This is a genomic window from Basilea psittacipulmonis DSM 24701 (assembly GCF_000743945.1).
GTDB lineage: Bacteria > Pseudomonadota > Gammaproteobacteria > Burkholderiales > Burkholderiaceae_B > Basilea > Basilea psittacipulmonis.
Genome location: NZ_CP009238.1, coordinates 653,759 through 668,432, shown reverse-complemented (window position 1 = coordinate 668,432; position 14,674 = coordinate 653,759). Strand labels below are relative to the sequence as shown.

Genomic DNA, 14,674 nt, shown 5'->3' with positions numbered 1-14,674 from the left:
TGTAAGAACAACATTAAGTTATAGGATCAAGCCGCACGGGCAATTAGTACTGGTTAGCTGCATGCATTACTGCACTTCCACACCCAGCCTATCAACGTTGTGGTCTACAACGACCCTTTAGGGAGTTCAAGACTCCGGGATACCTTATCTTCAGACGAGTTTCCCGCTTAGATGCCTTCAGCGGTTATCTCTTCCGCACATAGCTACCCGGCGATGCCACTGGCGTGACAACCGGTACACCAGAGGTGCGTCCACTCCGGTCCTCTCGTACTAGGAGCAGCCTCCGTCAAGTATCCAACGCCCACGGCAGATAGGGACCAAACTGTCTCACGACGTTTTAAACCCAGCTCACGTACCTCTTTAAATGGCGAACAGCCATACCCTTGGGACCGGCTACAGCCCCAGGATGAGATGAGCCGACATCGAGGTGCCAAACACCGCCGTCGATATGAACTCTTGGGCGGTATCAGCCTGTTATCCCCAGAGTACCTTTTATCCGTTGAGCGATGGCCCTTCCATTCAGAACCACCGGATCACTATGTCCTGCTTTCGCACCTGCTCGACTTGTCAGTCTCGCAGTCAAGCACGCTTTTGCCATTGCACTATCAGCACGATTTCCGACCGTACCTAGCGTACCTTCGAACTCCTCCGTTACACTTTGGGAGGAGACCGCCCCAGTCAAACTGCCCACCATACACTGTCCCCATACCGGATCACGGTACCAGGTTAGAACCGCAAACAAACCAGGGTGGTATTTCAACAACGGCTCCAGGTGAACTAGCATCCACCTTTCTTCGCCTCCCACCTATCCTACACAGGCCGGTTCACAATCCAATGTAAAGCTACAGTAAAGGTTCATGGGGTCTTTCCGTCTAGCCGCGGGGAGATTGCATCATCACAAACATTTCAACTTCGCTGAGTCTCAGGAGGAGACAGTGTGGCCATCGTTACGCCATTCGTGCAGGTCGGAACTTACCCGACAAGGAATTTCGCTACCTTAGGACCGTTATAGTTACGGCCGCCGTTTACCGGGGCTTCGATCAAGAGCTTGCACCCCATCACTTAACCTTCCGGCACCGGGCAGGCGTCACACCGTATACGTCCACTTTCGTGTTGGCACAGTGCTGTGTTTTTAATAAACAGTCGCAGCCACCGATTCTCTGCGGCCCTATCACGCTTTAACACGCTACCAGGGCATACCTTCTCCCGAAGTTACGGTATCAATTTGCCGAGTTCCTTCTCCTGAGTTCTCTCAAGCGCCTTAGAATATTCATCCCGTCCACCTGTGTCGGTTTGCGGTACGGTCAACATAGAACTGAAGCTTAGAGGCTTTTCTTGGGACCACTTCCTGTGACTTCGGTAAGCAAGCTTACCTTCGACTCAATACCTTGATTGTCGTAGCCGGATTTGCCTAACTACCCTCTCAGTACCAACAACGGGGACTTCCATCACCCCGATCACATTTCGCAATCCGTCCCCCCATCGCATCCTATGCCGGTGTAGGAATATTAACCTACTTCCCATCAGCTACGCATCTCTGCCTCACCTTAGGGGCCGACTCACCCTGCGCCGATGAACGTTGCGCAGGAAACCTTGGACTTACGGCGAGCAGGCTTTTCACCTGCTTTATCGCTACTCATGTCAGCATTCGCACTTCTGATACCTCCAGCATGCTTCTCAACACACCTTCTCAGGCCTACAGAACGCTCTCCTACCGCTTGTAGTTGCCTACAAACCCGCAGCTTCGGTAACTGGCTTGAGCCCCGTTACATCTTCCGCGCAGGACGACTCGATCAGTGAGCTATTACGCTTTCTTTAAAGGGTGGCTGCTTCTAAGCCAACCTCCTGACTGTCTATGCCTTCCCACTTCGTTTCCCACTTAGCCAATTTTAGGGACCTTAGCTGGCGGTCTGGGTTGTTTCCCTCTTGAGTCTGGACGTTAGCACCCAGTGCTCTGTCTCCCGTAGTCAATCTTGTCGGTATTCGGAGTTTGCCATGGTTTGGTAAGTCGCCATGACCCCCTAGCCATAACAGTGCTCTACCCCCGACAGATACCCTACGAGGCACTACCTAAATAGTTTTCGGAGAGAACCAGCTATTTCCAGATTTGTTTAGCCTTTCACCCCTATCCACAGCTCATCCCCTAATTTTTCAACATTAGTGGGTTCGGTCCTCCAGCAAGTGTTACCTTGCCTTCAACCTGGCCATGGATAGATCATCTGGTTTCGGGTCTACACCCAGCGACTAGACGCCCTATTCGGACTCGCTTTCGCTACGCCTTCCTTATTCGTTAAGCTTGCCACTGAATGTAAGTCGCTGACCCATTATACAAAAGGTACGCCGTCACAGTTCCTGACTGCTCCGACTGTTTGTATGCACACGGTTTCAGGTTCTATTTCACTCCCCTCCCGGGGTTCTTTTCGCCTTTCCCTCACGGTACTGGTTCACTATCGGTCGATCACGAGTATTTAGCCTTGGAGGATGGTCCCCCCATCTTCAAACAGGATTCCACGTGTCCCGCTCTACTTGTTCAGCGCTTAGTACCACCGATTGCATTTCGTCTACGGGGCTATCACCCTCTATAGCAGAGCTTTCCATCTCTTTTGACTATACAATCGGCTATCTCGCTCAGGCTGCTCCGGGTTCGCTCGCCACTACTGCCGGAATCTCGGTTGATGTCTTTTCCTCTGGTTACTTAGATGTTTCAGTTCACCAGGTTCGCCTCATTTAGCCTATATATTCAGCTAATGATACAGCTTATTGCTGTGGGTTTCCCCATTCGGATATCTGCGGATCAATGCTTATTTGCCAGCTCCCCGCAGCTTTTCGCAGGCTATCACGTCCTTCTTCGCCTGTGATCGCCAAGGCATCCACCATGTGCACTTGGTCACTTGATCCTATAACTTAATCTTGTTATAGAAAACTTCTTCGGTAAATAATTTCTTATCTACCACACAATAGCGCCTTTTTATCCACTATTGTGCTCTTACATGTTTCGCGTTTGTGCCGTTTTCTTCATCTTCTGTAGTATCGCTACTACCTAAGACGTCGAGAACTTCATTTTGCAATCACAACCCGTCTTCATTTAACGTGTCTCTAGCGTTCATTCAAACACTAGAAACCCTTGAATACTTTAGTTGTGCTTCTTCCTAATTGTTAAAGAACAGTTTATTTCAATAAGAAATAATGGTTAGTTATCTTTTTAATCGCACATCACCATTAAAAAATAGCTAAGCATTATAACCTAATTCTTTTATCATCGTCAAGTAACTTTCAACGCCACTTAACCCTGATATATCTCATTATCAAGAATGGTGGAGGATGACGGAGTCGAACCGACGACCCCCTGCGTGCAAAGCAGGTGCTCTACCAACTGAGCTAATCCCCCAAGATACCTTAACTTGGTGGGTCAAGATGGGCTCGAACCATCGACCCCCGCCTTATCAAGACGGTGCTCTAACCTGCTGAGCTACTGACCCTAGATTCCTTCTGTTCATTTCCAACAACCGATAAGTGTAGGCACGATAATCGATAAGAAGCCTCGCTTTATGCTATCTTAAAGGAGGTGATCCAGCCGCACCTTCCGGTACGGCTACCTTGTTACGACTTCACCCCAGTCACGAATCCTACCGTGGTCATCGCCCTCCTTTCGGTTAGGCTAACGACTTCTGGTAAAACCCGCTCCCATGGTGTGACGGGCGGTGTGTACAAGACCCGGGAACGTATTCACCGCGACATGCTGATCCGCGATTACTAGCGATTCCGACTTCATGCACTCGAGTTGCAGAGTGCAATCCGGACTACGATCGGGTTTGTGAGATTAGCTCCACCTCGCGGCTTGGCAACCCTCTGTCCCGACCATTGTATGACGTGTGAAGCCCTACCCATAAGGGCCATGAGGACTTGACGTCATCCCCACCTTCCTCCGGTTTGTCACCGGCAGTCTCATTAGAGTGCCCAACTTAATGATGGCAACTAATGACAAGGGTTGCGCTCGTTGCGGGACTTAACCCAACATCTCACGACACGAGCTGACGACAGCCATGCAGCACCTGTGTTCCAGTTCTCTTGCGAGCACTGCTCTATCTCTAAAGCATTCCAGACATGTCAAGGGTAGGTAAGGTTTTTCGCGTTGCATCGAATTAATCCACATCATCCACCGCTTGTGCGGGTCCCCGTCAATTCCTTTGAGTTTTAATCTTGCGACCGTACTCCCCAGGCGGTCAACTTCTCGCGTTAGCTTCGCTACTAAGTCAGTCTTGACCCAACAGCTAGTTGACATCGTTTAGGGCGTGGACTACCAGGGTATCTAATCCTGTTTGCTCCCCACGCTTTCGTGCATGAGCGTCAGTGTTATCCCAGGAGGCTGCCTTCGCCATCGGTGTTCCTCCAGATCTCTACGCATTTCACTGCTACACGTGGAATTCCACCTCCCTCTGACACACTCTAGCAAGACAGTTAAAAATGCCATTCCCAAGTTAAGCTCGGGGATTTCACATCTTTCTTTTCCTGCCGCCTGCGCACGCTTTACGCCCAGTAATTCCGATTAACGCTTGCACCCTACGTATTACCGCGGCTGCTGGCACGTAGTTAGCCGGTGCTTATTCTTCAGGTACCGTCATCACTCAATGGTATTATCACCAAGCTTTTCTTCCCTGACAAAAGTGCTTTACAACCCGAAGGCCTTCTTCGCACACGCGGGATGGCTGGATCAGGGTTGCCCCCATTGTCCAAAATTCCCCACTGCTGCCTCCCGTAGGAGTCTGGGCCGTGTCTCAGTCCCAGTGTGGCTGGTCGTCCTCTCAAACCAGCTACGGATCGTCGCCTTGGTAGGCCTTTACCCCACCAACTAGCTAATCCGATATCGGCCACTCCATTAGCGCAAGGCCTTGCGGTCCCCTGCTTTCATCCTTAGATAATATGCGGTATTAGCTACGCTTTCGCGTAGTTATCCCCCACTGATGGGTACGTTCCGATACTTTACTCACCCGTTCGCCACTCGCCGACAAGAAAGCAAGCTTCCTCTCGCTGCCGTTCGACTTGCATGTGTAAGGCATCCCGCTAGCGTTCAATCTGAGCCAGGATCAAACTCTTGAGTTTAATCTCTGTATTTCTTGGTCGTGGCGCTTACCGCACCACTACTTCTAGCGTCTACTCAAAAAAATTAACTAATGTGTTCATCACTATCTCTAGCAATAAACCTCACTCGTTTATTTCTGTCATTCGCGTAGCACACTAGCTTATTTGAAGCTCGCACTCCCTACCACTAGCATGCCTACGCTTATCGGTTGTTTCGTTGTTAAAGAACAGATTCGCTCATCAAGCGAAAGACTAGAATTATAAAAGAGAAAAATTCCAGTTGTCAACTATTTTTTTCTATGTTGTATTTTAGATACTGTTTATCGTCGATACAAAATAAAATCAAACAGACTTGGCATTATACACATTTTTTTTATTTTTGGAAATATTTTTTGAAACCCAGCTCACAACACGATATGCCAACAGCTACACTTTTTCGTAACACCCCCTCATCAAGGCATCAAACCACTATTTTTCCCGTTCTCCACACTCATTGAATCTTTAAAAAATAAACTGGTAAAATTTCAACAAATCTCGTCTATACTTAACCTTTGATATTGACGCATTTACTTATCTCTATGAACGAAAAAATCCTGATTAATCACTCTTTTTATGAAACACGTGTCGCTGCGTTAGACGATGGAATCACGCATGAGCTGCATTATGAACGAGCCAATCAAAAAGGCTTGGTGAGTAATATATATCTAGGAAAAGTTCTTAGAGTATTACCCTCTATGCAGTCTGCGTTCATCGATATTGGTCAGGAAAAATCAGCGTTTATCAATATCTCCGACCTACTTGAGTCACGTTTTGAACGTTATCACCTATCTAACAAAAAAACACCCATTGAAAAAATTTTGTTTCCAGGACAAACCTTATTAGTAGAGGTGTTTAAAGATGGGACGGGGACCAAAGGCCCTAGAGTCAGCAACGAAATTAATTTAGCAGGACGTTATTTAGTTTATACCCCTCACAACCAACATATCGGTGTGTCGCAACGAATGGAAGACGTTAGCACAAGAGAGATGCTAAGGGAGCGAATTACTCAGTTGAAAGACCCTTCCGAGAAAGGCGGTTTTATTGTCCGAACCAACGCAGAACAAGCCACTGACGAAGAAATTTTATATGACATGCGTTATTTAAAAAGATTGTGGGCGTATATACAAAACAAAGCCCTACATCAACCCGTTCCCAGTTTGGTACACACAGAACTTGACCTACCTCATCGCGTGTTGCGTGATTTAGTTTCTTTAAACACCCAATCGATAGAGGTGGATAATCAGTCGGTCTGCGAGTCTATGCAAAAATGGGCAAATGATTTTATGCCCGAAATAAAAGACAAAATTCACTTTTACAGTGGCAATATCCCCATTTTTGAGCGTTATGGCATTCACAAAGACATTCAAAGTGCCTTATCTAGACGCGTAGATTTGCCATCAGGTGGCTATTTAATTTTTGATCAAACTGAAGCCTTTACCGCTATCGATGTCAATACAGGGGGCCATGTAAAAAGCAAAGACTATCACGATGTCATGTTCAAAACGAATATTGAAGCGGTGACAGCCATTGCCCAACAACTTAGAATTAGAAATTTAGGGGGCATTATTATTGTTGACTTTATCGACATGACAAGTGAAAAAGAAAAAACAATGGTTTTGGAAAGATTAAATCAAGCGTTGAAAAAAGATCGAAACAAGACCACGGTCAGTGACTTTTCTCGATTGGGATTGGTTGAAATAACGAGAAAACGTAGTCGCGAATCATTAGAACGATTGCTATGCGAGCCTTGTCCATGCTGTCAGGCACGCGGTTCCATCCTTACCGCACGTAGCATCTGTTATGACATTATGCGTGAAATCCAAAGAGAAGCACTACAGTTTCACCCCAAAGAATTTAGAATCATTGCCTCTCAACCCGTCATTGATTTACTTTTGGATGAAGAAAGTGAGCATCTGGCACTTGTTTCTGAAGAAATTGGCAAACCAATTACCCTTTCAGTGGAATCCAGTTATTCTCCCGATCAATTTGATATCGTTTTAATGTAGGTACTGAATAGATAAAAATACGGACCTCATCTACCAGCATCTATAAGCCAACATAGTGCCGTCACCATGTTATTGTGCATACCAAAGATGCGGTTTCTTAACAGCACTGCACCCTCATTCAGAAGGTGCAGCGTGGTTTTGATTATCTCGCAAATAAACTAAGCACTTTGTTGAACACTTCAATTACGCCGTACAACATCGGTACGCCCACCAATAGCCAGCTCAATAAAGCAACCCATTTACTACTATGTCGTTGAACTAAAGAAGCAGAAATAGTTTCTGTGCGATTATCATGGATTTCTGCATCAATATAATGTTTTTCATTAACTTTTTTGATACATAAATTACATGCCAATCCAATCAAAAGCAATGCTGCCATGATATACATGGTGACACTATACGCCTCTGCTTTGGGAACACCTTGACTAATTTGGTACTCACGAATGTAATTCACCAAAACAGGCCCCAAAACAGCGGCTGTTGACCAGGCCAATAACACGCGTCCATGAATCGCACCAACTTCAAAACTTCCGTACAAATCTCTTAAATACGCTGGCATAGTGGCAAAACCACCACCATACATGGACAAAATAATACAGAAACAAATAATAAATAGGCCTAAATGTCCCTCAGCACCTAATGTAGGAACCAAACAATACAAGATAGCTCCTAGCACAAAGAAAATGGTATAAGTGTTTTTTCGTCCAATATGATCGGACACACTTGACCATAAAAAACGACCACCCATATTAAACAAACTTAGCAAGCCCACAAAACCTGCCGCAGCTGCTGCACTCACGGCCAAACGATCTCCAACACTTTCTGTAGAGAACATCTCTTGAATCATGACAGATGCTTGCCCCAACACGCCAATTCCTGCTGTAACGTTTAAACACAACACCCAGAACAATAAATAAAATTGGGGCGTTTTGATCGCTTCATTAACAGGTACTGCATGCGTAATATGAGATTTTTTCTTTTCAGTGTACCCTGCTGGAAGCCAGTTTTTCTCAGGCACACGAACAATTAATGCACCAAAAATCATCAAAACAAAATAAATGACCCCTAACACCATATAAGTAGGAATAATTCCCACATCGGTAGGCGTTTTAAAGTAATTCAATAAGGCCACACTCAAAGGCGAAGCAAGCATAGCACCGCCACCAAAACCCATAATAGCAAGTCCTGTGGCCATACCAGGCTTATCCGGGAACCATTTCATCAGCGTCGAAACAGGTGCAATATAACCTAAACCCAGCCCAATGCCTCCAATAACACCATTACCCAAATACACAATATAGATATTTTGCCAATAAACACCTAAAGCAGAAACAAAAAAGCCTAATCCAAAGCATATCGCAGCAATAACCATACCTAGTCTAGGGCCCACTTTTTCTAACCATTTTCCAAATATGGCCGCAGATGCCCCTAACACAGCTAAAGCAATACTAAAAATCCATCCCACATCGGCCAAAGACCACGCTTGATCGCTGGCCTGTACTAAAGGTTTATTAAATACACTATAGGCATATATTTGACCGATAGACATATGTACGGCCAATGCTGCCGGAGGGACTAACCAACGATTAAAGCCCGTACCAGCGGTATAACTAGAACGATTGAAAAAACTCAATTTTCACCTCTTTGGCAAAAAAACAACAAAACACCCGAACGCTAAACACCTGCTACGTCCACTTGTTGACTAAATTAACATGAAAATCATTAAATTAATTACAACATAAACTTGATTTTTTTTCATAACCGCTATAAGTTTTACTCACTTATTTCAAAAGAAAACATATTTATCTCATTTGAAACTTTAAAAAGTTACGCATAACTACTTAAAATTAGAATTATTTTTCGCCATATTCAAAGAATGAAGCACTAGAAAAAAAACTTGACTTTTTATTGTTACAGTACAAACCCTAGTACTCTTCTACTAGACAAATCAAAATAATGAGGTAAAAATAAAAGACATAGATGATAGGAATACGCCCATATCATTTATATCTCTATGTTTTCAAGATCATGAGTTGGAGAAAGTTATGCAAGAAGACGGTTTTATTCAAAAGGTAGGCGCAATCGTTGGCGAAGTAGGTGATTTCGTATGGGGTCCTTACATGCTAGCATTGTTAGTAGGTACGGGGATTTTGCTTACTTATCGCCTAGGTTTACTACAATTCAGAATGCTACCCTACGCACTGGTGCAAGCATTCAAACCACATAAACAAGTTAACAAAAACGGAGAAATCGAGGGGGATGTATCACATTTTGGAGCACTAATGACCGCATTATCTGCCACTATCGGGACAGGTAATATCGCAGGGGTTGCCACGGCTGTTGCACTCGGGGGACCTGGAGCTGTTTTTTGGATGTGGATCACCGCATTAGTCGGGATGGCAACTAAATATGGAGAAGGCGTGTTAGCGGTAAAATTCCGTATCACAAACTCAAATGGCGAAATGTCTGGTGGCCCAATGTACTACATTGAAAAAGGCCTAAAACTCAAATGGTTGGCGTTTCTTTTTGCATTCTTTGCTGTTTTTGCTTCTTTTGGTATCGGCAGTTCTGTACAATCCAACTCAGTGGCAGATGCTGTTTTTCATAGTTTTAATATTAACCCTATTTACACTGGCATCGCCCTAACCGTTTTGACAGGTATTGTGGTATTAGGTGGCATTCGCTCTATTGCCAAAGCTTCTTCTATCATCGTTCCTATCATGGCGATTGGCTACGTGCTTGGGGGTATCGCTATTATTCTTAGCAATGTCGATATTCTAGGCACTGCTTTGGGCATTATTATCAGCGATGCATTCTCAGCAAAAGCTATCGTTGGCGGTACATTCGGCATGGTTATTCGTTACGGGATTGCTCGTGGTGTGTTTTCAAACGAAGCGGGGATGGGGTCTGCTCCTATCGCTGCAGCCGCTGCAAAAACAGATCACCCTGTCAGACAAGCACTTGTTTCTATGACCGGTACATTCCTTGATACGATTATCGTATGTAGTATTACTGGTATTGTATTGGTAATGGGCATGATCCATATGGGTATGCTAGATCCTAACACAGGGGTTTATTTAGTCAGCAATATCAAAGGTGGAGCGTCATTGACAGCTTCTGCATTTGATCACTTATTACCAGGCTTTGGTGGGATGTTAATTGCTATCGGTATGATTTTCTTTGCTTACTCCACTATTCTTGGTTGGTGTTATTACGGTGAAAAATGCGCTGCATACTTATTTAGCGATAAGTTTGTGCCTTTTTACCGCGTTGTTTACGTGATCACTGTATTCTTGGGATGTTTAGCCGTTCAAACAGGTGATGCTTCTGACCAATCTGGCGTGAAATTGGTGTGGAACATTGCTGATACCTTTAACGGTCTCATGGCGGCACCTAACCTAATTGCATTAATTCTATTATCTGGAATTATTGTGTCAGAAACTAAAGACTTTATTGCAAAACGTAAAAGTGGTGAATTAGAGTAATCGCTCTTATCACCTAATCATCAAAGGCCCATCCCTTTATCTATCGGATGGGCTTTTTTTATCACCGTATATTATCTAGCGACAACGCTTCCATCAAAAACCGTTTACGATCCTCGTTTTTAACGATTAAACAAAATCCGCACATACACACTCTCGATCAACCATTTCTTGTCATCCTTGAACAAAGCTTCCGCACATACACTCGCTCTAGCATTCTTTCTCAACGAATTTATCATCCTTGAACAAGGCTTTCGCACATACACTCGCTCAACCACTCCTTATCATCCATCAACAAACCTCCCCACCCCATACTCGCTGAACCATTTCTTGTCAACTACCAACAAACCTCACCACCCCACATTCACTCAACCATTCCTTATCATCCATCAACGAACCTCACCCTTTCACATTCGCTGAACTATTCCTTATCATCCCTAAACAAACCCACTCACTCGCTCTAGCATTCTTTCTCAACGAATTTATCATCCATCAACACCCCACCCCACACCCACCCAACCACTCTTTGTCAACGTTTTTTTGTCCATAAAAAAAACACCCATCCGCATATAACGTCATGGGTGTTTTCATCAAACTACAAAAGTTTTAAATCATAAAGTGGTTATTTTTTGCCTGAAAAATCTCTTGGTCTCAATGCCTCTGGTTTCAAGAAGTTTTTATCGCCCACATTATCATGGTCGCCTAATACCGTATCGTTCAATTGTGTACCATATAAGGTATGTTGATGGAACGTTTTTTCATATAGAGCACGCGTCTCTTTCACATCACCCGTATATCGAGGGTCCTGTGGTCTTTCTTGACTATTGACATACTGTGCAATATCCCAAGCATCCTGATCCGATAACGGCGTATCGAGCCCCAATGGCATATTATGTTTGATAAACCCTGCCATGGTAAACACGCGAGCAGCACCTGCACCCCAATTAAAAGATTGATTCCCCCAAAGTGCTGGGAATTGGACATGTCCGTCCACCACCAATCCCGCACCATCTAAGCCATGACAAAGAGAACAGTTTTTCTCATATGCCACTTTACCTCTAGCATAATCTGGAATCTTCTCTGGATCATTAGGTTTAGGGTAACCTCGTCCGTATATTTTCACATCAGGAAACATAGGCACACCTTTTGCCAACCATTGATGATAAAGTGCTAAGGCCAGCATATCATCGCTACCGTATTCTGGAGCTTTCCCGTTCATCGAATAAGAAAAACAGCCAACAATACGCTCTTCCAGACTATTGACATGACCATTTTTGCCTCTATAATTTGGCAAAGTCACTGCAGCTGGCCAAACAGGTCCCGCAAAAGGTTTTCGACCCTCGCCAGTATGACAGCTCGAACAATTCATATTGTTGAATACATTTTTGCCACGAAGTTGTTGCGTGTTTACAAATAAATCATGACCTCGACGAATCGCCTCTTTCATTTTAGGATGCAAGTCCGAGGCTTCTAAATCGTCCATCGTAGGCGGAATATGCACAAACTCATCGTCTTTGGGAGGTGCTTCATTCGGCAACATCGCTTTCAATGCCGCCCTTTCTTCTGGGGTGAGGTCCTTACCCATTTTGCTAATTTGTAATGCCCATGAGGTACAAGCAATACTTCCACCCAAGATCAATACTAATAGTTTCTTTAACATCTTTGCCTCCTATTGCTTAACAGCTGGTTGTGAAGCAAACCAAGCGGCTAGGGCTTTTATTTCTTCTTCACTTAATCGATTAGCGATCGATCGCATCAAATGTAAAGAATCATTGTTTCGCTGCCCTGTTTTCCAAATCATCAGCTGATGCTCTAGATACGAAGCGGGCTGCCCATTTAAATTAGGAAAATGCTCCCCCACTCCATAGGCACCAACGCCATGACAGGACTTACAAGCGGGAATATAACGATTCCAATCTCCTTGATTGATCAGTTTTTGGGCCACCTGAGCGACTTCCTGAGAGGGTGCTGGTGCGATATCCGCAACCACCTCAAGACTAGCAAAATAATTGGCAATATCTTTCAGTTGTTCTTCATCAAACATGCTGACGATCGGTTTCATGCTAGCATTTTCGCGAGTTCCCGCCTTAAAATCTTTAAGTTGCTTCCATACATAAGCGGCATCTAATCCCGTGATTCTCGGTCTTGCCTCAAGATTTGGAATAACCATCCCTCTTCCATCAGGCATATGGCAAGCCGCACAAACAGCCGATAATTCTTTCCCCCTTTGGATTGAGGCGATGCTTTTTGCTTCTAATGTGCTTATCAACATTAGTGATGACAAGCCAATCCATAATATTTTTTTCATATACACCTCCACTAACATATCGTTTTATCTTAGAGTCTTTAAAAACATCCTCCCATACTCATTCATTATAGGAATGATAGTCATTTTCACCAATATTCTTTTCAAAAAAAACAATCCCCAAACCACAATTGTGCAGTTTGGGGATAAATGAGAATTATTATTAATAAAGTTATTCCCACTCAATCGTCGCGGGAGGCTTACTACTCACATCATAAGTGACGCGGTTAATCCCTTTGACTTCATTGATGATACGAGAAGAGACTTTAGACAATAAAGAATAAGGCAAATGTGCCCAATCTGCTGTCATAAAGTCAGACGTTTGCACCGCACGTAATGCCACGACATAATCATAAGTACGACCGTCGCCCATTACCCCAACCGATTTCACGGGCAAAAATACGGCAAAAGCCTGTGAAGTTAGGTCATACCACGATTTACCTGTCGCTTCATCACGATGATTACGTAATTCTTCGATAAAGATAGCATCGGCTTTACGCAAAAGGTCTGCATATTCTTGTTTCACTTCACCTAAAATACGAACACCTAAACCAGGTCCTGGGAAAGGATGACGATACACCATTTCAGGTGGTAAGCCCATTGCCACACCTAATTTACGGACTTCATCTTTAAATAATTCACGTAAAGGTTCAAGTAATTTGAGGTTTAAATCTTTTGGCAAGCCACCTACATTGTGATGTGATTTAATGGCAGTTGCCTTACCTGTTTTTGCCCCTGCTGATTCGATCACATCGGGATAAATCGTACCTTGTGCTAGCCATTTGGCATCTTTGATCTTCGCTGCTTCACGTTGGAATACTTCAACAAACTCTTTGCCAATAATCTTACGTTTTTGCTCAGGATCCGTCACACCATGAAGCTTCGACATAAACTGCTCGGTTGCGTCCACATGAATGATATTCACCCCTAAGTTTTTATGGAAAACGTCCATTACCTGCTGAGCTTCATTCAAACGTAGCAGTCCGTGATCAACAAATACGCAAGTAAGCTGATCACCAATCGCTTTGTGTATCAATACCGCTGCCACAGAAGAATCTACCCCTCCCGACAGACCTAGAATCACATGATCACTACCGACTTGTTCACGAATATGAGCAATCGCTTCATCAACATAATCGGGCATGTTCCAGTCACCTGAACAGCCACAAATATCAAAAACAAAGCGACGGAACATCTCAACCCCAGAAACAGTATGCGTCACTTCGGGGTGGAATTGAACCGCATAGAATCGACGCGTCTCATCGGCCATCGCAGCAATCGGACAAGATGGTGTAGAAGCCGTGATGTTAAAGCCCTCTGGAACTTTTACCACACGATCACCATGCGACATCCAAACTTTTAGCTTAGGCTGTACGGCGTTCGTGTCGTTCATGCCCTCAAAAAGCTTACTCGGCGTGCTAGATAAATCAACCTCTGCATAACCAAATTCACGATGATCCGACCATTGAACTTCGCCACCTAGCTTTTGGGCCATACTTTGCATACCAAAGCAAATACCCAAAACAGGCAAACCAAGATTAAATACAATATCAGGGACTTTCAAAGCACTTTCATCATAAGCTGATGCGTGGCTACCTGAAAGAATAATCCCTTTTAGGCCAGGAAATTGGCGAATAAAATCATCACTGACATCGCCTGGATGAATTTCACAAAATACCCCTGCCTCTCGCACACGACGTGCAATCAGCTGTGTGACTTGTGAACCATAATCTAAAATTAAAATACTATCATGCACTGTCATG

Annotated in this window: 6 protein-coding genes, 2 tRNA genes and 2 rRNA genes; 2 read left to right on the top strand and 8 right to left on the bottom strand. The window is 44.4% G+C overall.

Annotated elements, in window-relative coordinates:
* Positions 1 to 22: 22 nt before the first annotated feature.
* The 4 genes from IX83_RS02890 to IX83_RS02875 all read right to left on the bottom strand — a co-directional run bounded on the left by IX83_RS02890 (position 23) and on the right by IX83_RS02875 (position 5,100).
* Positions 23 to 2,897, bottom strand: a 23S ribosomal RNA gene (locus IX83_RS02890).
* A 415-nt stretch (positions 2,898 to 3,312) separates the two neighbouring features.
* Positions 3,313 to 3,388, bottom strand: a tRNA-Ala gene (locus tag IX83_RS02885).
* Between the two features lie 14 nt (positions 3,389 to 3,402).
* Positions 3,403 to 3,479, bottom strand: a tRNA-Ile gene (locus IX83_RS02880).
* 79 nt (positions 3,480 to 3,558) lie between these two features.
* Positions 3,559 to 5,100, bottom strand: a 16S ribosomal RNA gene (locus tag IX83_RS02875).
* The 16S and 23S rRNA genes sit together here with 2 tRNA genes alongside, the layout of an rRNA operon.
* Before the next feature lie 557 nt (positions 5,101 to 5,657).
* Here IX83_RS02875 and IX83_RS02870 point away from each other — a divergent pair.
* Positions 5,658 to 7,124, top strand: a complete 1,467-nt coding sequence (locus tag IX83_RS02870; protein ID WP_038499002.1) for an Rne/Rng family ribonuclease — start codon at positions 5,658 to 5,660, stop codon at positions 7,122 to 7,124.
* 142 nt (positions 7,125 to 7,266) lie between these two features.
* Here the strand turns inward: IX83_RS02870 and IX83_RS02865 are convergent, their stop codons facing one another.
* Positions 7,267 to 8,757: an L-lactate MFS transporter gene (locus IX83_RS02865; protein ID WP_038498999.1), complete on the bottom strand. Its 1,491-nt coding sequence runs from the start codon at positions 8,755 to 8,757 to the stop codon at positions 7,267 to 7,269.
* Between the two features lie 412 nt (positions 8,758 to 9,169).
* On the opposite strand from IX83_RS02865, the gene IX83_RS02860 reads away from it, so the two are divergent.
* Positions 9,170 to 10,609, top strand: a complete 1,440-nt coding sequence (locus IX83_RS02860; protein ID WP_143244793.1) for an alanine/glycine:cation symporter family protein — start codon at positions 9,170 to 9,172, stop codon at positions 10,607 to 10,609.
* A 619-nt stretch (positions 10,610 to 11,228) separates the two neighbouring features.
* On the opposite strand, the gene IX83_RS02855 is transcribed toward IX83_RS02860, so the two are convergent.
* The 3 genes from IX83_RS02855 to guaA form a co-directional block, all read right to left on the bottom strand.
* Positions 11,229 to 12,266: a c-type cytochrome gene (locus IX83_RS02855; RefSeq protein WP_038498995.1), complete on the bottom strand. Its 1,038-nt coding sequence runs from the start codon at positions 12,264 to 12,266 to the stop codon at positions 11,229 to 11,231.
* Between the two features lie 9 nt (positions 12,267 to 12,275).
* A complete protein-coding gene (locus IX83_RS02850) occupies positions 12,276 to 12,914 on the bottom strand; it encodes a c-type cytochrome (RefSeq protein WP_038498992.1) in 639 nt (212 codons plus the stop codon).
* Between the two features lie 169 nt (positions 12,915 to 13,083).
* Positions 13,084 to 14,667: a glutamine-hydrolyzing GMP synthase gene (gene guaA / locus IX83_RS02845; RefSeq protein ID WP_038501441.1), complete on the bottom strand. Its 1,584-nt coding sequence runs from the start codon at positions 14,665 to 14,667 to the stop codon at positions 13,084 to 13,086.
* Positions 14,668 to 14,674: the final 7 nt, after the last annotated feature.

Excerpts from the sequence above, each read along its gene's own strand:
- IX83_RS02870 (WP_038499002.1), top strand. The coding sequence starts at position 5,658 with ATGAACGAAAAAATCCTGATTAATCACTCTTTTTATGAAACACGTGTC.
- IX83_RS02860 (WP_143244793.1), top strand. The coding sequence starts at position 9,170 with ATGCAAGAAGACGGTTTTATTCAAAAGGTAGGCGCAATCGTTGGCGAA.
- IX83_RS02855 (WP_038498995.1), bottom strand. The coding sequence starts at position 12,266 with ATGTTAAAGAAACTATTAGTATTGATCTTGGGTGGAAGTATTGCTTGT.
- IX83_RS02850 (WP_038498992.1), bottom strand. The coding sequence starts at position 12,914 with ATGAAAAAAATATTATGGATTGGCTTGTCATCACTAATGTTGATAAGC.